The following is an 18,379-nucleotide window of genomic DNA, read 5'->3' on the forward strand; positions in this document are numbered from 1 at the left end:
TATGACCGGTAGACATTCAGCCATGCGAGTCGCATCGCGTTTCCCTCCCGTTTCCCCTTCGGACTCCCCATTTCAGACTCCCAATTAATTGCGGTCAATTAGTTGGGGATTGTCGGCGAGTCATCGACCCCGCTAGGTGTGTGTTGTGTGGGGTTTTTACTGATTCGGAAGGTGGGGCCGTGATTGTAGTCGTCGACGAACGAAGTCTGGTGACGAGTGGGTATTCGGCGTGGTTTGCCCGCGAGGGCATTACAACAACAGGGTTCGCTCCCGATGATTTCGGTGACTGGGTTTCGACCGTCCAGCAGAGCGACATTATGGCGGTTGAGGGGGTTCTGATAGGGGGATGTGCGAACCGCAGCCAGTTTCCCCACAAGATTCGTGAGCGCTGCTCGGCGCCGGTCATTGCGGTCAACGAAACGCAGTCGCTCGAACACACGCTTGAACTCTTCCAGGCCGGTGTTGATGATGTGGTCCGCAAGCCGATGCATGTGCGGGAAATTCTCGCCCGCATCAACGCGATCCGCCGGCGCTACGGCAACGGCGATACGGGCACGCAGGTCGGTCCGATCCGCGTCTTCTCCGACGGCCGTGATCCGCAGGTCAACGGGGTCGAGTTTTCGCTGCCGCGGCGCGAACGCCGCATCCTGGAATATCTGATCGCCAACCGCGGGCGGCGCCTGAACAAGGCGCAGATATTCAGCGCGATCTACGGCATTTTCGACAGTGAGGTCGAGGAAAGCGTGGTCGAGAGCCACATCAGCAAGCTGCGCAAGAAACTGCGCGAGCAGCTGGGCCACGATCCGATCGATTCCAAGCGGTTCCTCGGTTACTGCATCAATCTCGATTGAGCCTCCACCGCTCCGCCGCCGGCGGGGCGTTCAGCAAGTTCTCGAAACATTCAAGGCGTCAGGTTCACGCAAGCATCGTCAGGTTACGATTCGCAACGGAATCATCGCGCAAGGAGACGGAAATGAGCCTCTATGGAATGATGCGGACGGGTGTATCGGGCATGAACGCCCAGGCAAATCGCCTGTCGACCGTGTCCGACAACATCGCCAATTCCAGCACCACCGGTTACAAGCGCGCCAGCACCCAGTTTGCCTCGCTGGTTCTGCCAAGCTCGGGCGGCTCCTACAATTCCGGCGGCGTCGAAACGGTTGTGCGTCACCATATTTCCGACGATGGTTCGCTGCGCTTCACCACCTCGTCGACAGACCTCGCGCTCAAGGGCAACGGGTTCTTCGTGGTCAATGACAGCAGCGGCACGCCATACCTGACACGCGCCGGTTCGTTCGTGCCGGATGCGCAGGGCAATCTGGTCAATGCGGCCGGCTACTATCTCATGGGCAATCCGATCGTGAACGGCCAGACCAATTCGGTCATCAACGGCTACCAGGGGCTCGAGAAGATCAACGTCAAGCAGAACGATCTTGTCGCCGATCCAAGCCGCAAGGGCACGTTCACGGCCAACCTGCCGGCGGGTTCCGCCGTTGTCGCTGCCGCCGACCTTCCGTCCAATGCGGCCGCCAATACCGCTGGGACGGCAAAATACACCGCCAAGACATCGCTTCAGAGTTTTGACAATCTCGGCAATCTGGTCGTTCTCGATGTTTACTTCACCAAGACGGGTGAAGATCCGGTCACCAAGAACGCCACGTGGGAGGCCACGGTTTACAACAAGGCCGATGCGGCGGCCAGCGGCGGCTTCCCCTATTCGAAGGCGCCCCTGGCCAGCGAAACCTTCAATTTCGATGGCGCAACCGGCAAGATGACGTCGGCCGACAAATCCCTTTCGGTGCAGATTCCCAACGGCCAGATGCTCGAGATCGACATGTCGGCCACCAAGCAGCTGGCAGGCGATTATACGCCGATCGAGGCGAAGATCGACGGCAGCACCCCGAGCCCGATCGAGAATGTCGATATCGCGGCAGACGGCACCGTCGTTGCCCGCTACAAGAACGGCGCGCAGCGCGCCATCTACCAGATCGCGCTGGCTGACGTTCCCAGCCCCGACAATCTGCTTGTCCTGTCCGGCAATGTGTATGCGACCAGCGCCAACTCCGGCGATGTGCAGTTCGGCAGGCCCGGCAAGGGCAGCTTCGGAACACTGACATCCGGCGCGCTGGAAGAATCGAACGCGGATATCGCGCAGGAACTGACTGAGATGATTGAGGCGCAGAGAAGCTACACGGCCAATTCCAAGGTCTTCCAGACCGGTGCGGATTTGATGGACGTGCTGGTCAATCTGAAGAGGTAGCATCCCAAATGTTGATTGGACCTAAGGCATGTCACTAAGCTCGGCGCTCCTTACCGCTCAGAGTGCTCTGACGACGACGTCGAAACAGACAGCGTTGGTATCCCGCAATCTTGCGGGTGCCAACGATCCCAATTTTACGCGCCGCATCGGCTCCGTCGTCAGCGGCCCCAACGGATCGACCTATCTGTCCGTCAGCCGCTCGGCCGACGATGCGCTCCTGTCCAAATATATCGAGACGAACAGCCAGTACGGCTCGTCCTCGACGCTGAAGAGCGGCCTTGACAGGCTTTCCGGCATTTACTCCGCCAACAACGCATCCGGTTCGCCGAGCGCTCTTCTGGGCGACCTGCGCGATTCCCTGCAGCTTTATGCATCGCAGCCGGGCAACAACTCCGTCGGTGAAGCGGCGGTGTCCAAGGCCGTCAACCTGGCCAATGCCCTGAACAAGGGAACAAGCGACATCCAGACGCTGCGCCAGGATGCCGACAACGACATCAAGGATTCCGTCAGCAATCTGAACGCGCTGCTGGCAAAGTTCGAAACAATCAACAACCGGGTGGTCAACGGAACCCGCTCGGGCGCCGATGTGTCGGATTTCCTCGATCAGCGCGATGGCCTGCTCAAGGAAATTTCCGGTGAGATCGGCATCACGACGATGGTGCGCGGCGACAATGATGTCGTGATTTTCGCCGAGTCCGGGGTCACCCTGTTCGAAGGATCGCCCCGCAAGGTCAGTTTCACGCCGACCGCCGCATTTGCCGCGGGAACCACCGGCAACCAGGTCTATGTGGACGGCGTGCCGCTGTCGCACGATACGTTCCAGCAGCCCTATGGCACGGGACGGCTGAGCGGCCTGCTGCAGCTGCGCGACCAGACCGCGCCTGCCTACCAGAACCAGCTCGACGAGATCGCGCGCAGTCTTGTCAGCATGTTTGCCGAAAAAGACCAGAAGACACCGCCGACCCTGCCGGACGTTCCGGGACTTTTCACCTATTCCGGCGCGCCGGCCATGCCTGCGGACGGAACGATATCGCCCGGCCTCGCCGGGACCATCAAGGTCTCCTCGGCCTATATCCAGTCGCAAGGCGGCAGCCCGACGCTCCTGCGTGACGGCGGCACCAATCCGGCCAATCCGGATTATGTGCAGAACACTTCGGGATCGGCTGGCTTTTCATCCCGCCTGCAGGGGCTGATCGGTGCCATCAATGCACCGCGCAGCTACGATGCGAATGCCGGCATCACCGGCCAGAAGAACCTCCTGGACTATTCCGCCGCCTCGATCAGTTCGCTTGAAACCAAGCGCAAGGCTGCCACGGAGACCAATACCTACAACGGCGTACTGGCATCGCGGGCCGAAGACGCGATCTCCAATGCGTCGGGTGTGAACATCGATGTCGAGATGCAGTCGATGCTGCAGCTTGAACACTCCTATCAGGCGTCGGCCCGGATTCTCTCCGCCGTGGATGCCATGTTGAACGAACTCCTGAACGCGGTGAAATAGCGATGAAAACCCAATCGATTTCATCTTACATGCTGGCCAATTCCACCCGGAATATCCTGGCCAAGGCGCAGGCCGACCTGATCAAGGCAAAGGAAGAGTCGACCACCGGATTCGTGTCCGACACCGGTCTCGCACTCGGCAGCCGGACGGGCCAGTCCATCTCCCTGCGCAAGGAGTTCGACCGGTTGACGGTTCTGACCGAAACCAACAACCTGATCGGCCAGCGCATGACGACATCGCAGAATGCGCTTGGCAATATGGTCAAGGGCGCGACGGATTTTCTCGGCACCGTGACCGCGCTGCGCGGTTCGTCCGACGGTCATTCGGTTGCCCTGGACAAGGCGAAAAGCGGTCTGCAGACCATGACCGGCCTCGCCAACACCAACTACAATGGCGAGTATGTCTTTGCCGGCGTGAACACGGACGTGCAGCCGATGGACGACTACTACGCCGCCGGCAGTCCGGCGCGCGCAGCCATCCAGACAGCTTTCCAGACGCAGTTCGGCTTTCCCATGACCGATCCGCAGGTGAAGAACATCACCGCCGATCAGATGAAGACCTTCCTCGACACCACGATGACCGCCCAGTTCAGCGCCGGCTCGTGGTCCAACAACTGGTCGTCCGCGTCAGACACCGTCGTCAAAAGCCGGATCGCGCCGACGGAGCTGGCCGAGACTTCGGTCAGTGCCAACAATGCCGGGTTCCGGCAGATGGCGTTGAGCTACACCATGGTTGCCGAACTGAGCAATATCGGCTTGAACCAGGGCGCTTTCGATGCGGTCATGGATAAGGCGATCTCCACGACAACCCAGGCCGTCACCTCGCTGACCGGCGCACAGGCGTTTCTGGGTGATGCCCAGGCGCGGACCAAGGATGCGACGGATCGCCTGACCGTGCAGATCAAGGTGCTCAACAGCTCCGTTCTCGATCTGGAGGCCGTCGATCCCTATGAGGCGGCGAACCGCGTGCATGCACTCTCCACGCAGATCGAGGCTTCTTACGCCCTGACCGTCAAGCTGCAGAGCCTGAGCCTGCTCAACTACCTGAAATAGCTGTAGCGGGCGCGGTTGCCGTGCCCGTCTGCGCCGATACCGGAAAGACATATGTACCAGGCCCGATACAACGACATCATGGATGACGGCGCTGCCAGCGCCAAGGAGCGCGAACGCTCGCTGTTCGACCAGTCGATCATGATGCTGGAGGAAGCGCGCGACGAGGGCGCCTATTCCTTCAAGGGCATCGAAGCGGTGCATTTCACCTCGCGCCTGTGGGTGATCGTGATCGAAGATCTCGGCAGCCCGGAAAACGGCCTGCCGCCGCAATTGCGGGCATCGCTGATCTCGATCGGCATCTATATCCTCAAGGAGCTTGAAGAGATCCGCCAGGGCCGGTCGACCGACTATGACGGCATTATCGAGATCACCAGAACCATTCGGGACGGGATCTGAACACCATGAAAATCACCCTGCGCGCCGGCGAGAAAGTCTATATCAACGGTGCTATCCTTTGCGCAGACCGCAAGGTTTCCCTCGAGTTTCTCAACGATGTGACGTTCCTGCTCGAGAGCCACGTCCTGCAGGCGGACGAGACGACGACGCCGCTGCGCCAGCTCTATTACGCCGCACAGATCATGCTGATCAATCCGCTGATCAGGCATGAAGCCAGCGTCACCTTCAAGCGCATGCTGGCAAACCTGCTGGCCACCTTCGAAAATCCGCTGATGCTCAAGGAGCTGAAGCTGATCGACGAGATCGTCTGCAACGATCGGGTGTTCGAGGCGCTCAAGGCCATACGGCTGCTCTATCCGCTGGAGGCGCAAATCCTCTCCGGCGAGCTTGAAACCATTCATCCCACCCATTCGGATCAACCAAACCGGCCGGAGGCAATCGCATGACCACCACATCTTCCGTAGGATCGTCGACCGGCACCACTCCGGACACGTCCAAGACCGGCGGGCCGAGCGTCGACTACCAGTCCTTCCTGAAGCTGCTCGTCGCGCAGATGAAGAACCAGGACCCGACGCAGCCGATGGACGGCACGCAATACGTCGCGCAGCTCGCCCAGTTCTCCAACGTCGAGCAGGCGACGCTGATGAACAAGAAACTCGACCAGATTCTTGCCAGCGCCTCGCTTTCCCAGGCGGATGGCATTATCGGCAAGACCGTCACCAGCGCCGACGGCAAGGTCACCGGCGTGGTGGAATCGGTCAAGATCTACAGCGACGGCATGATCGCCACGCTCAAGGGCGGGGCTACACTGCCGATCACCGCCGGCATCGTCGTCAGTTGACAGCCCGCCGCCGACCATGAATGAGGCCGATGCGCTCGACATCGTCAACCAGGCGATCTGGACGGTGATTGTCGCCGCCGGCCCGGCCGTCGGCGCCGCCATGCTGGCGGGCGTCATCATTGCCCTGTTTCAGGCCCTGACCCAAATCCAGGAAGTCACGCTGACCTTCGTGCCGAAGATCATCGTCATTCTCGCTGTGCTTGCGCTGACCGCCCCCTTCGTCGGCTCGCAGATCAACACGCTGACCCTGCTCACCTATTCGCGGATCGAAAAGGGCTTTTGAGCTGTTCGTGCGTGGTTCGACAGGCTCACCATGAGGGAATCCAGCGCTCTGCAAAAATGCAACCTCCCTCATCCTGAGCTTGTCGAAGGGCGCACGACAGCTTTGCAACGCATCCCTCATTACAAAAAATCACGCCAACTTATCCACCACATCCCAACCCGCATTATTCTCATCCCTGTCCTTTCCGGCGGGAATGCTTCCGGAAACTTTCGAAAGTCGGGAAAGGACCGGCGCTTCGGCCTCGCAGGGAAGAAAACCTGTGCGGCCGGAGAGGGAGCGTTCAATGATGCCGCATTGAGCGAAACCGGTTGCCGGGGCGGGTGGTCCCCAGGATCGCAAGCATAGCATACCAGAATACCCAAGACCCGCGTTCCAAGGGACCGCCCGTCTTTCCCACCTTTCAACAGCCAGACGCGAAAGCGGGCGTGGCAACCGGTCAGCGTGGCCGCTTTGGCTTCGCGTAAGCTTCGCTCCCTATGCTTGCTGTGATCATAGGAGAATGCTGTGCAACAGGCTGCCGTAAAGAAACTGGGCGACAAGGGCTATCTGACCGGCAGCGATGTCGGGCTGGCGCTTGGCATCGTCATCATTCTGACCGTGCTCTTTCTGCCCGTCTCGCCGATGGTGCTCGATATCGGCCTCGCCTTTTCCATTGCGCTCTCGGTTCTCATTCTCATGGTGTCCCTGTGGATCCAGCGCCCGCTCGATTTCTCGGCATTCCCGACGGTCCTGCTGATTGCCACCATGATGCGCCTGTCGCTCAACATCGCGACAACCCGCGTCATCCTCACCCACGGCGATGAAGGCTATGCCGCCGCCGGGCAGGTGATCCACGGTTTCTCCCAGTTCGTCATGGGCGGCGACTTCGTCATCGGTCTCGTGGTCTTTGCCATCCTGATCATCGTCAATTTCCTCGTCATCACCAAGGGCGCCACGCGCATCGCGGAAGTCGGCGCACGGTTCACGCTCGATGCCATTCCCGGCAAGCAGATGGCAATCGATGCGGATCTTTCCTCCGGCCTGATCGACGAAAAGGAAGCGCAGCACCGCCGCCGCGAGCTGGAAGAGGAAAGCGCCTTTTTCGGCTCGATGGACGGTGCGTCGAAATTCGTGCGCGGCGATGCCATCGCCGGCCTGATCATCACCGCCGTCAATATTTTCGGCGGCATCATCATCGGCGTCACCCGCCACGGCATGGAAGTCAGCCAGGCGGCCGACGTCTTCACCAAGCTTTCCGTCGGTGACGGTCTGGTCACGCAGATTCCGGCGCTGATCGTCTCGCTGGCCGCAGGCCTGCTGGTGTCCAAGGGCGGCACGCGCGGTTCCACCGACAAGGCCGTCTTCGGCCAGCTCGGGGCCTATCCCAAGGCTCTGTTCGTTGCCGCGCTGCTGCTGTTCGTGCTGGGTGTCCTGCCGGGTCTGCCTTCCTTTCCCTTCTTCGTTCTCGCCTTTGGTCTCGTCGCCATCGGCATTGCCGTTCCGCGCAAGATCGCCCGGGTGGCGGCGGCGGCCGTGGCCGAACAGAACCAGAGGAAGAAAGAGGCGGAGGACGAGGATCGCAATTCCGTCCGCGCCTCGCTCGAAACGGCGCAGATCGAACTGTGCCTCGGCAAGCAGCTGTCGACCCGCCTGATGGCCTCGCAGCTGGAACTGGCGCACCGCGTCAACAAGATGCGCAAGAAGTTCGCCACCGAATACGGCTTCGTGGTTCCCGAGATCAAGGTCACCGATGACTTCCTCATCCCGCCGAAGGTGTACCGCATCAAGATCCACGGCACCGTTGTGGTCTCGCAGGAGCTGCGCGTCGGTGAAATCCTGGTCATCCCCGGCGACCGGCCCATTCCCGAAATTCCCGGCGAAGAGGTGCGGGAACCGGCCTTCGGCATGAAGGCCTATTCGGTGCCGGAAACCTTTGCCGCCGATCTGAAGCGCGACAACTACATGACCGTCGACAATCTCTCGGTGCTGCTGACGCACCTGAGCGAGATCGTCCGCAACAACCTGGCGCAGCTCCTGTCTTACAAGGACATGCGCGCGCTGCTCGACCGGCTCGGTCCGGAATACCGCAAGCTGCTTGACGATATCTGCCCCGTGCACCTGTCCTATTCCGGCCTGCAGGCCGTGCTCAAGCTGCTGCTTTCGGAGCGCGTGTCGATCCGCAATCTCAACCTGATCCTGGAAGCCATCGCGGAAGTCGCGCCGCATATCCGCCGGGCGGAAATGATCGTCGAGCATGTGCGCATGCGCATGTCGCAGCAGATCTGCGGCGATCTGGCTGATAATGGCGTGCTCAGCGTGCTGCGCCTCGGCAACCGCTGGGACATGGTTTTCCACCAGAGCCTCAAGCGCGATGCCAAGGGCGAAATCGTCGAGTTCGACATCGATCCGCGCCTGCTCGAACAGTTCGGCACCGAAGCCAGCACCGCCATCCGCAAGCATCTGGACGCGGGCGAGCGCTTCGTGCTTGTCGCGTCGCCGGAAGCGCGCCCCTACATCCGCATGATCATCGAGCGGCTGTTCGCCACGCTGTCCGTGCTGTCCCATGTGGAGATTGCCCGTGGCGTCGAAGTGCGTTCGCTCGGCACGATCTCGTGAGGCCTTGATCGATGCTGCAGAACCTGGCGCTCAGCGATATGGTGATCGCCGCCTTTCTGGTGTTCGCCCGCGTCGGCTCGTGCCTTCTGATCATGCCGGGCATTTCCAGTCCGCGCATTCCCATGCAGATAAGGCTGTTTCTCGCCCTGACCTGTTCGCTGATGGTGGTGCCGCTGGTGTTCAAGCAGATGGCGCCGGTGGCCAATGCCGCGCCGCTGGTGCTGATGCGCATCATCCTTATCGAAGCCGTCGTGGGCGCGCTGATCGGTATCCTGGCGCGCATGTATTTCTGGGCCCTGCAGTTCATGGCCAACACCATCGCCATGGCGACGGGCTATTCCGGCGCGCCGGGGGCGGGCATCGAATCGGAGGAGCCGCAGGCGGCCATCGCCACCATCGTCACCTTGTCGGCACTGCTCATGTTCTTCGTGATGGATCTGCATCTCGAGGTGCTGCGCGCCCTGCTTTCATCCTATTCGGCCATTCCGGTGGATGGGGTATTCCAGCCCGCGACCGCCATGGTCAACCTCACCGATACGCTGTCCAAGGCGTTCTTCAGCACCATCCGCATCGCCGCGCCGTTCATTGTCTTCGCCATTGTGGTGAATATTGCGGTCGGGCTGATCAACAAGCTGACACCGACCATTCCCGTCTACTTCATCTCCATGCCGTTCGTTCTCGCCGGAGGCTTGATGCTTCTCTATTTCAGCATGCCGGATCTCCTGCGCTTCTTCACCAGCGAGGCCGGCACTTACCTACGGAACTTCTGACATGAGCATCAGGCCGGGTTCGCGCCAATCCCTGCGCGGAATGATCAAACTGCAGCGGCTGACCAAGGCCCGGCACGAGATGGCGCTGGCGCGCCTGAATGCGCAGTCCTCGGCCATCGCGGAAGAGAATACGGCACTGTTCAGGATGCAGAATGACCGCTTCGAGAACGGCGCGGGGATCGTCCCGCCCGATCTCGTCATGAAACGGCTGGAAACCAACAAGGCGAAGCAGGCGGGCCTGTCCGAACAGATGGTGCGGGAAAAGCGCGATCTTTTGGCGGTGTCGCGCACCATCGATATTCTGTGCGACCGCCTGCGCCAGCTGGAACAGGCGATGGAACGGGCTGCTGCTGCCGAGGAAATCGAGGAATATGTCATCCATACAATCGTTGGCGGCACAAGCCTCCCGTAAGTTTGGCGCGGTAAGGTACGAAGCATGAAACACGATGGGACAGTGACCGATGGCCATTAATCCACCTTCCGATCTGGTGCTGGATGTTGCCAATGCAGCCGATCCGGCAACCCTGCAGGCGTCGGTCGAGAAGCTTCGCAGCCTTGCCGCGGCGCGCGTCGAAGCCCAGACACGGCTGTCGCGCGAGACATTCGCGTCCATCCAGCAGGCCGGGACACCAACGGTTTCCATCGGCAGCACCAGCGCGCCGGGCGCACCGAACCCCGCCTACAAGAAATTCGAGTCGTTCATGCTGCAGTCCTTTGTCGAATCCATGTTCACCGGCGACAACCAGGCTGTGTTCGGCAAGGGCATTGCCGGTGATTACTGGAAATCGATGATGGCGGAGGCGGTGGCCAAGCAGATGGCCGATGCCGGCGGCATCGGCGTGGCGCGGATGCTGGAACAGCAAAGCGCCAACAAGGCGAAAAGCGCGGCGGCGAGCGCCGCGCCTGCGGTCTCCGGCGATCAGACCCCGGACCCGAATGTCATTTTGTACCAGATCGAACGGCAACTCATTCACAAGCAATTGAAGACGACGAAACCTCTTGACGCGATCAAACGGGGCTGATGCCGGCAAGATTGGAGGAAATGAATATGGATATAGTCAACGATAATGAAGAGAACGGCACCGTGATCGAACACGCTCCCCTTGTACCCGAGGTCGAACCGGCGCTTGAGCCTGTGCTCTTTGCCATCAAGCGCCTCGAAGAGGTCGTCGAGCGCGAAACCAAACTGCTGCTCGATGGCGAGACCATCGATCTTGCCGAAATCAACTCGCACAAGAGCCGTGGCCTGCGCGATTTCAACAAGGCGATGAACAAGGCCGCGAAAACCGCCGGCGTACCGGCGCTGAAATCGCTGCAGCCGGTGCTGGATGCCTTGAAGCAGAAGCTGGACCGCAATTGTGATGCCATCAAGCTGCATCTGCGTGCCGTGACCGAGCTGACCGGCCTCATCCGGGATGCGCTGGAAACGCAGGAAGCCGACGGCACCTATACCGCCCAGCAAATGAGGAACGGGCAAGGCGCATGATCCGTATTGTCCTGATCGGTCTCTGGATCTGCGGCGTGGCGCTGGGATCGCTGTATTTTGCCGTGTGGCAGAATTCGGCGACGGCGGCTGTGTCGTCGCAGAGCAAGGATGTGCTCGATTTCGGCAAGACCGACAGTTTCAGTGTCCCGATCATTCTGGACGGGGCAGTGGAAGGCTATATCGTGGTTCAGCTCGGCTATACGCTCGACAGCCGCGTCAAGGCCTCCGTCACCGTGCCCGTTGCGCCGTTTATCAATGATGAAATCTTCCGCCAGTTCTATGGCCGCTTTTCCGATGTGAAAGACGTGCAGAAGGTTGAATTTGCCAGCGTCAAGCAATCGGTCATCGACGGGGTCAACGCCAAATTCCCCGAACCGCTGGTGCGCGATCTTCTGGTCGAACAGTTCAACTACATCACCGCCAAGGAAATCCGCGACCAGAACACCAAGGGCCTGCAGCGGCAGGCGCCCGCGGCACCCTGATCCACCTCACAGGGAATAGTATTTTCCGGCAAGCGCGCTGAGGACCGCTTCGCTCAGCGGTGTCACATTCGCATCCTCGACGAAGCGCACGCCGAAGTCGCCGTCCCGGTGCCAGACAATCTCGGTCATCAGCGCCCCGCGATGCTGGTCGTCGAACAGCCAGAAGCGGTTGGGAATGGTGCAGGGCCCCACGGTGCGGATGCGGGCGCCGCCGCCGGCAATGTTGTGAAAGTGGCACTCGGTCAGAAACTGGCCTTCAAGCGTTGCAAGCTTTCCTGAGCGCAGGCGTGTCCGCTTGCGTTCTTCAATACGCTTTTCCGTCTTGTGGCCGGATTCGGTTGGTGGCATCGATGGCTGGTCCAGCAAGGATTGATGGTCCGGCGCGAGTACGTATCCGGGATACATATTTCAAGCCGGTGGTTGTCCCTGATGGTCATAGTCTCAAACCATTGCAAAACCGTTATACCAAGTTGGCAAATGCGTGTGATGCGGACAGGCGCCTTGTCCCGGCGGGCAGGGTGCCTGTCCTTGATTGAGCCGGTGTCAGCGGCGCGGCAGGAGCTTCTGGACCTCGTCGGCCGCGTTGTTCAGGGCTTCCTGCGGTGTGGCCGACTGTTCGACGACCCGCGAGAGGTTGTCGACGATGGTCTGGGTCACCTTGACGCCATTGGTGCCGGGGAAGGCATACCAGGGGATCATGCGGTTCATCTGGTTGAGACCGGCCTGGAACAGCGGGTTCTGCTTGTAGAAATCGGCGAGATAGTCCGGCGACTTTGCTGCAAGTTCGTTGTTCGGCACATAGCCGGTGCCGGGAACCACCACCGAAGCGCCGTAGGGACCGGCGGCGAACTTGGCGAATTTCCACGCGGCCTGCTGCTTGGCGGCATCCTTGGTCAGGATGACGACGGCATTGCCGCCCGTGGGCAGATGACCCTTTTCCGGATTGAGCAGCGGCAGCGGGCCGGTGCGCAGGTCGAACTTCGTGCCGACATTCTTGATCGTGTTGCGCAGCGCGCCCGTGGTCTGGAAGGCAAAGCCCACCTTGCCGGCAACGAAGGCCTGTTCACCCGCCTGCTTGGTCAGGACAGGCATGCCGCCCTCCTTGACCAGACGGCTGACGAGGTTGAAGGCGGCGATGCCTTCCGGGCCGTTGAAGGCGACTTTCTTTTCATCCGGCGAAAGCATGGTGCCGCCGGCGCCGAACAGCAGGGCGGAGAACATCCAGTCATCGCCCTGCCAGCGGAAGTCGATGCCTTCATTGCCGTTGCCGAGCGCCTTGATCTTGGCACCCAAGGCAATGACCTCGTCCCAGGTCTTCGGCGGCTGGTCGGGATTGCCGCCCGCCTGCCGGATCAGGTCGGCATTGTAGTACATGATCGGGTTGGAGGTGGCGAAGGCAAGGCCGACCTGCTGGTCGCCGACCTTCGCGAGGCGAAGGATGTTGTCGCTGAAGCCCTGGGCCGCCATATCAGGCTCCTTGGCGATCAGCGGCTTCATGTCGACATTGACGCCGCGCTCGGCAATCATGCGCAGGCGGTTGAGGCCGATGAAGGTGATATCGGGCATTTCGGCGGTTCCCGCCTGCCGCAGGATCGTCTGGATGCCTTCCTCATAGGTGGCCGAGGGGCTGACGAAGCTGATCTTGATATCGGGGTTTTCTTCCATGAACTTCTTGGAGATGACATCCATCACATCCTTGAAGAAACCGGGCATCGGGTAATGCACGTTCAGGGTGGTCTCCGCGAAAGCGGGAACACTGAACGCGGTGGCGATCGCGGCTGCCGCAATCGTCTTTCGGAAGAAGCTCATTGTTATCTCCTGGTCTTGGGAACGGTCAGCCTTTGAGGCCGGTGAGGGTGATGCCTTCGATGAAACGCCGCTGCGCCAGCAGGAAGGCTGCAACGAGCGGCAGGGTGATGATGAGGGTTGCGGCCATCAGCGCGCCGTAATCGTCGCCGGCTTCGGCGGCGCGGAAGAACAGGAGGCCCAAAGGCGGTGTCGCCCGTTCGCTGCCGGTGATGACGATGAGCGGCCAGAACAGGTCGTTCCAGTGCGCCACCACCGAGAAGATGGCGAAGGCGGTGACGGCCGGCCAGGCATTGGGAACGATCACCCGGTTGACGATGGCAAGCTCCGACATGCCATCGAGCCGGGCAGCCGAGATCAGGTCGTCCGGCATGGCGCGGAAAAACTGCAGGAACAGGAAGATGCCGAAGACCGAGATGAAAAACGGCGCGGACAGGGCAAAATAGCTGTTGAGCATGCCGGCCTTGTTCAGGGCGACGTAGATGGGCAGGGCGGTGGCATGAATGGGGATGAGCAGCCCGAGCATGACAAGCGTCATCATCGTGCGGGCGGCGCGGAATTTCAGCTTGGCCATGGCATAGGCGCAGGGAATGGCGATGACCACCTGGAAGAAGAAGATCAGGCCGCAGACCACAAGCCCGTTCCACAGGAGCTGGCCCATCGGCACGCGGGTGAGTGCCTTGGCAAGGTTTTCCCACAGCGCCCAATGCTGCGGCAAAAGGGTGAGAGAGGAAGAAAAGATTTCCTCGCGGGATTTTGCCGCCGTGGAAATCATCCAGATATAGGGCGCCAGGAAGACGAGGGCTCCGGCCGAAAGCATGGCGAGGCGCAGGTTGCGCATGGAGAAGAAGGCGGTGTTTTTCATGTGTAGTGCACCCGTCTGTCGAGAACCCGGTACTGGACGAGCATCAGCACGATGAGGAAAGCGAGGAAGATGACGGTCATGGCCGAGGCGTAGCCGACGCGCAGATAGACGAAGCCCTCCTGATAGATGGTCCACAGAAGCACTTCCGAAGCCTTGTTCGGGCCGCCCTCGGTCAGCGTCTTGACCGTCTCGAACACCTTCACCGCATTGATCACGCTGATCGTGGCGACGAACAGAGTGGTCGGTCCGAGCATCGGCCAGGTGACGAGCCGGAAGCGTTCCCAGCTGCCCTTGGCGCCATCCACTTCCGCCGCGGCATAAAGTTCGCGCGGGATGGCGGTCAGGCCCGCGAGAAACAGCACCATGTTGAAACCGACCGACTGCCAGATGCCGATGATCGCCAGGCTGATCAGCACTGTGCTGCTGCTGCCGAGCCAGTTGGGACCGGCAATGCCAAGCATGGACAGCATGGCGTTGACCGGGCCGATGGTCGGGTGCAGCAGGTACTGGAACACCGTTGCCATGGCCACCAGCAGCGATGCGACGGGCAGGAAGTACACGGTGCGGAAGAAGGCGCGGCCGCGCGTCTCGCTCTCGATGAGGAGGGCGACGCCAAGGCCGATGAACACGGAAAAGGGCGTGACGATGGCCGTATAGACGGCGGTGTTCTTCAGCGAGATGAGGAACGTCCGGTCGGCGAAGAGCTCGATGTAGTTGTCGAGGCCGATGAACTGGAAGTCGTCATAGCCGAGCTCATAATTGGTCAGGCTGAAGACAAAGACGGCGAGTGTCGGCAGCAATATCAGGACGATGATGAGCAGGATTGCCGGTGCAGCCAGCTGCCAGGCCACGCGCTCTTCGCGTTTGGCGGCGCGGATGGCTGCCTGCCGGGCGGTGGTCCGGGCGGCGGGAAGAAGATTGGGTATCGCGGTCTCATGCATCGACGGCAACCCTTGCCGTTGCCCGCAGCGGCACACGCAGCCCGTCCAGCCCGAAGACGAGGCAGGCATCCCTGTCGATCTCGAGCGTGACCGGCGACCCTATACCCAGATGGGTCACGTCGGCCGGGGCGGCCTTGATGACAATGCCGTCCCCGGCGCCATCGGCCTGCGTTGTCACCAGCACTTCCGAGCCGAGGAACTCCAGCCGGGTGACGGTGGCGGCAATGCCCTTGGTGCCCTGCGGCCTCAGCCTGATGCGCTCCGGCCGGATTGCGAGCTGGACCGGGGTGCCGACCGGACCGGTGACGCCGTCGACCACGGCCTTGCCGCTGAAGAACACCGTGCCATTGTCCGCGGTCACGGCATCGATGATGTTGATGCGCGGGCTGCCGACGAATTTTGCCACCTCGACATGGCGCGGATCGTCATAGATCTCGGCGGGCGAGGCGAACTGCAGCACCTTGCCGCCCATCATCACGGCGACCCGGTCGGCCATGCTGAGGGCTTCGGACTGGTCGTGCGTGACGTAGATGGTCGGCACGCCGGTGCGCCGGTGCAGGTCGACGATCTCCGCGCGGGTGTGCACGCGCAGATTGGCGTCGAGATTGGAAAGCGGCTCGTCCATCAGGAACACGCCGGGCTGGCGCACCAGCGCCCGGGCGAGCGCCACGCGCTGGCGCTGGCCGCCGGACATCTGCCCCGGCTTGCGGTCGAGCAGGTGGTCGATCTTCAGGCTGGTTGCCGTGGCAAGCACCTGCTGTTTGATTGCCGCCTGCGCGGCGCTTCTGCCCGCGATGAAGCGGCCAAGCAACGGCATGCGCTGCAGGGTGGAAAGCGTGCGCATGGCCAGCGGCACGGCAATGTTCTGCTCGGCGGTCAGGTGCGGATAGAGCGCATAGGACTGGAACACCATCGCCACATTGCGATCGGCCGGGTGCTCCGCCGTGATCTCGCGGTCGCCCATCCAGATGCTGCCGGCATCGCCATGGTCAAGACCGGCGGCAATGCGCAGCAAGGTGCTCTTGCCGCAGCCCGATGGCCCGACGAGCGCTATGAACTCGCCGTCTTCCGCTTCGATGCTGACATCGTTCAGGATGCTGTTCGTGCCGTAGGATTTCGAGATGTTCCTGAGGGCAAACGCGCTCATGCGGCTGTCTCCGGTGCCTGCGCGATGCGTGCACGCGGATAGACCTCCTCGACGACGTCATCGAGGATGAAGCGCGAGAGGCTGCCGATCTCGACGATGTCTGTTTCAACCGTGTCGGTCAGCGTATGGATCGCCGCGCCGACAATGCGCTGGCCGGGCATGTCCCGCTCCATGTCCCCGACGACGAACGACGAAGCCGGGGCCCAGACGAGACTGGTGTCGTTGTGCATGCCCTGCCAGGCGCGGTGCAGGTGCCCGCTGGCATGCAGGGCCACATCATATTCCCCGATCAGGTCGAGCAGCCGTTTGCGTGGCGCAGGGCGAACGCTCCAGTAACCGGTTTCGCCCTCGTCGGCCGCGTCGACAAACAAGGGCTTGTGCGCGAAGAGGGCGATGCGGCGGGTCTCCGCTTCGGCAAGCGCATCCTCGAGCCAATCGAACTGCTCTTCCTCTTCGAGGCTGTCATTGCCGAGGATCAGGCTGTTGAGACCGACCAGGCGCCAGCCGTCCATGTCGTGAATCCAGCGGTCCGGTCCGACCATTTCGCGCCAGCGGTCGATGCGCGTGGCGTTGACCGGCTGCGGGCTGCCGGGCATGTGGCCGATGTCGTGGTTGCCGGGCAGGCTCAGGACCTTGACGGGAAGCGCGTTCAGCAATCCGGCGGAGAAGGCCAGGTCATCCTCGATATCCGCGCCGTCGATGGACAGATCGCCCGTGTGCACCACCAGATCCGGTTTCTGCTCGGCGACCCATTGGGCCAGGGGTGACCAGTTGGCGTTGAAATGGGCCTTGGAAGGGCTGAGGTGAGTGTCGGTGATCTGGATGATCCGCACAGGATATCTCTCTTCAAAATCGAACAATGGGGGCGCATGTGGTGCTGGGGGAAAGCCGTTTTCGACCCGACCCGGCGCGGGGTCTTCTTAGGCTTGGTCTGTGACAGCTGCGTTTCAAGCCAATGACAATTCAATGAACGTCATCGCATCGCTGCGCGCATGTGATTAAAAATAGACGTCTATTCGCTTTAAATCAGACGGTAAATGATTTAGGAGTGGACGCATGAGTGATTCCCCGCCTGAAAAGCATGGCCTGATCGAAAGACGCGTCGGGCCGCACGTCGCAACCGCCCTGTCGGATACGCGGGTCGTGCTGATCGCCGGTCCGCGCCAGGCGGGCAAGACGACGCTGGCCCGCCAGTTCGCGGGCGCCGACAGGCCGTATCTGACATTGGACGATGCCGCGACCCTGCAGGCGGCCCGTACCGATCCGGTCGGCTTCATCCGCGGACTGAAACGGGCCGTCATCGACGAGGTGCAGCGCGCGCCGGAACTGATGCTGGCGATCAAGGAGAGCGTCGATACGGATCAGGAGCCGGGACGCTTCCTGCTGACGGGATCGGCCAATCTCGCCACGGTTCCGGCCATCGCCGATTCCCTGGCGGGACGCATGGCGGTCATCCCGCTGCTGCCGTTTGCACAATGCGAACTGGCGGGAACGCCGGGCAATTTTCTCGACCGGCTGTTTGCCGGGGACGATCTGCAGCTGGCAGCCCGGCCGGTCACCGGACAGGCCCTGAGCGATATCGTGCTGCGCGGCGGCTACCCCGAGGTCGTGCGCCGCTCGTCGCCAGCGCGCCGCAAGGCCTGGCTGGAAGACTACGTTGCCCTCATTCTCGACCGCGACGGGCGGGACATCGCCAATATCGATCAGCTGGACCGCCTGCCGCGGCTTCTCGATGTGCTGGCCGAACATGCGGGCCAACTGACCAACCATTCCAGTTTCGGTGCGGCGCTCGGCCTTTCCAGCGTGACGGCGCAGAAATATGTCGCCATTCTCGAACGCCTGTTCCTGGTGCGCACCTTGCCGCCCTGGTCCACCAACCGCCTGACCCGGCTGATCAAGACGCCCAAGCTGCATTTTCTCGATACCGGTCTGCTCGGCGCCCTGCGCGACACCG

General features: G+C 61.5%; 21 protein-coding genes and 1 pseudogene. 16 read left to right on the plus strand and 6 right to left on the minus strand.

What is annotated here, in order from left to right; all coding sequences use genetic code 11:
* Window positions 1-179: 179 nt before the first annotated feature.
* The 14 genes from ftcR (at window position 180) to RDL77_RS17160 (ending at window position 11,666) form a co-directional block, all read left to right on the plus strand.
* Window positions 180-851 (plus strand): flagellar transcriptional regulator FtcR, encoded by a 672-nt coding sequence (gene ftcR / locus RDL77_RS17095; RefSeq protein ID WP_288193870.1) that lies wholly within the window; start codon window positions 180-182, stop codon window positions 849-851.
* Window positions 852-973: 122 nt separating this feature from the next.
* Window positions 974-2,260, plus strand: coding sequence for a flagellar hook protein FlgE (locus RDL77_RS17100; protein ID WP_223615465.1), 1,287 nt, complete (start codon window positions 974-976; stop codon window positions 2,258-2,260).
* 28 nt (window positions 2,261-2,288) lie between these two features.
* Window positions 2,289-3,761, plus strand: coding sequence for a flagellar hook-associated protein FlgK (gene flgK, locus RDL77_RS17105; protein WP_223615464.1), 1,473 nt, complete (start codon window positions 2,289-2,291; stop codon window positions 3,759-3,761).
* A gap of 2 nt (window positions 3,762-3,763) precedes the next feature.
* Entirely contained in the window at window positions 3,764-4,813 is a 1,050-nt protein-coding gene (locus RDL77_RS17110) for a flagellar hook-associated family protein (RefSeq protein WP_288193872.1), read from the plus strand.
* Window positions 4,814-4,864: 51 nt separating this feature from the next.
* Entirely contained in the window at window positions 4,865-5,209 is a 345-nt protein-coding gene (flaF, locus tag RDL77_RS17115; RefSeq protein WP_223615462.1) for a flagellar biosynthesis regulator FlaF, read from the plus strand.
* A gap of 5 nt (window positions 5,210-5,214) precedes the next feature.
* Entirely contained in the window at window positions 5,215-5,655 is a 441-nt protein-coding gene (gene flbT / locus RDL77_RS17120) for a flagellar biosynthesis repressor FlbT (protein ID WP_223615461.1), read from the plus strand.
* Entirely contained in the window at window positions 5,652-6,050 is a 399-nt protein-coding gene (gene flgD, locus RDL77_RS17125; RefSeq protein WP_223615460.1) for a flagellar hook assembly protein FlgD, read from the plus strand. Before flbT ends, flgD begins: the two co-directional genes overlap by 4 nt.
* Window positions 6,051-6,066: 16 nt before the next feature.
* On the plus strand, window positions 6,067-6,333 hold the full coding sequence (locus RDL77_RS17130) for a flagellar biosynthetic protein FliQ (protein WP_105735188.1): 267 nt from the start codon (window positions 6,067-6,069) through the stop codon (window positions 6,331-6,333).
* Between the two features lie 504 nt (window positions 6,334-6,837).
* Complete coding sequence (flhA, locus tag RDL77_RS17135; protein ID WP_288193874.1) at window positions 6,838-8,928, plus strand: flagellar biosynthesis protein FlhA; 2,091 nt, start codon at window positions 6,838-6,840, stop codon at window positions 8,926-8,928.
* An 11-nt stretch (window positions 8,929-8,939) separates the two neighbouring features.
* A complete protein-coding gene (fliR, locus tag RDL77_RS17140) occupies window positions 8,940-9,698 on the plus strand; it encodes a flagellar biosynthetic protein FliR (protein WP_223615458.1) in 759 nt (252 codons plus the stop codon).
* 1 nt (window position 9,699) lies between these two features.
* Window positions 9,700-10,110, plus strand: coding sequence for a hypothetical protein (locus RDL77_RS17145; RefSeq protein ID WP_223615457.1), 411 nt, complete (start codon window positions 9,700-9,702; stop codon window positions 10,108-10,110).
* Between the two features lie 49 nt (window positions 10,111-10,159).
* Window positions 10,160-10,720: a rod-binding protein gene (locus RDL77_RS17150; protein ID WP_288193875.1), complete on the plus strand. Its 561-nt coding sequence runs from the start codon at window positions 10,160-10,162 to the stop codon at window positions 10,718-10,720.
* 26 nt (window positions 10,721-10,746) lie between these two features.
* Complete coding sequence (locus RDL77_RS17155; RefSeq protein ID WP_308526412.1) at window positions 10,747-11,184, plus strand: flagellar protein FlgN; 438 nt, start codon at window positions 10,747-10,749, stop codon at window positions 11,182-11,184.
* Complete coding sequence (locus RDL77_RS17160; RefSeq protein ID WP_223615455.1) at window positions 11,181-11,666, plus strand: hypothetical protein; 486 nt, start codon at window positions 11,181-11,183, stop codon at window positions 11,664-11,666. The genes RDL77_RS17155 and RDL77_RS17160 overlap by 4 nt, the downstream gene beginning before the upstream one ends.
* A gap of 6 nt (window positions 11,667-11,672) precedes the next feature.
* Here the strand turns inward: RDL77_RS17160 and RDL77_RS17165 are convergent, their stop codons facing one another.
* The 6 genes from RDL77_RS17165 to RDL77_RS17190 form a co-directional block, all read right to left on the minus strand.
* Window positions 11,673-12,014, minus strand: coding sequence for a PilZ domain-containing protein (locus RDL77_RS17165; RefSeq protein WP_288193876.1), 342 nt, complete (start codon window positions 12,012-12,014; stop codon window positions 11,673-11,675).
* Window positions 12,015-12,209: 195 nt separating this feature from the next.
* The gene (locus RDL77_RS17170) at window positions 12,210-13,475 is read right to left on the minus strand and encodes an ABC transporter substrate-binding protein (RefSeq protein WP_288193877.1); all 1,266 of its coding nucleotides are present in this window, start codon (window positions 13,473-13,475) and stop codon (window positions 12,210-12,212) included.
* Window positions 13,476-13,500: 25 nt separating this feature from the next.
* Window positions 13,501-14,337: a carbohydrate ABC transporter permease gene (locus tag RDL77_RS17175; RefSeq protein WP_288193878.1), complete on the minus strand. Its 837-nt coding sequence runs from the start codon at window positions 14,335-14,337 to the stop codon at window positions 13,501-13,503.
* Entirely contained in the window at window positions 14,334-15,278 is a 945-nt protein-coding gene (locus RDL77_RS17180) for a carbohydrate ABC transporter permease (RefSeq protein ID WP_223615451.1), read from the minus strand. The genes RDL77_RS17175 and RDL77_RS17180 overlap by 4 nt, the downstream gene beginning before the upstream one ends.
* Window positions 15,271-16,425: an ABC transporter ATP-binding protein gene (locus tag RDL77_RS17185; RefSeq protein ID WP_288193879.1), complete on the minus strand. Its 1,155-nt coding sequence runs from the start codon at window positions 16,423-16,425 to the stop codon at window positions 15,271-15,273. The genes RDL77_RS17180 and RDL77_RS17185 overlap by 8 nt, the downstream gene beginning before the upstream one ends.
* Window positions 16,422-17,258: a metallophosphoesterase gene (locus tag RDL77_RS17190; RefSeq protein WP_288193881.1), complete on the minus strand. Its 837-nt coding sequence runs from the start codon at window positions 17,256-17,258 to the stop codon at window positions 16,422-16,424. The genes RDL77_RS17185 and RDL77_RS17190 overlap by 4 nt, the downstream gene beginning before the upstream one ends.
* A gap of 223 nt (window positions 17,259-17,481) precedes the next feature.
* Here RDL77_RS17190 and RDL77_RS24850 point away from each other — a divergent pair.
* Together RDL77_RS24850 and RDL77_RS24855 are read left to right on the plus strand one after the other, a co-directional pair.
* Window positions 17,482-17,850: pseudogene (locus RDL77_RS24850) on the plus strand (AAA family ATPase); the annotation flags it as partial.
* A gap of 309 nt (window positions 17,851-18,159) precedes the next feature.
* Window positions 18,160-18,379: DUF4143 domain-containing protein (locus RDL77_RS24855; RefSeq protein ID WP_374042740.1), on the plus strand; the 220-nt coding region annotated here is incomplete at its 3' end.

Source organism: uncultured Phyllobacterium sp., from assembly GCF_902479695.1.
Taxonomy (GTDB): domain Bacteria; phylum Pseudomonadota; class Alphaproteobacteria; order Rhizobiales; family Rhizobiaceae; genus Phyllobacterium; species Phyllobacterium calauticae.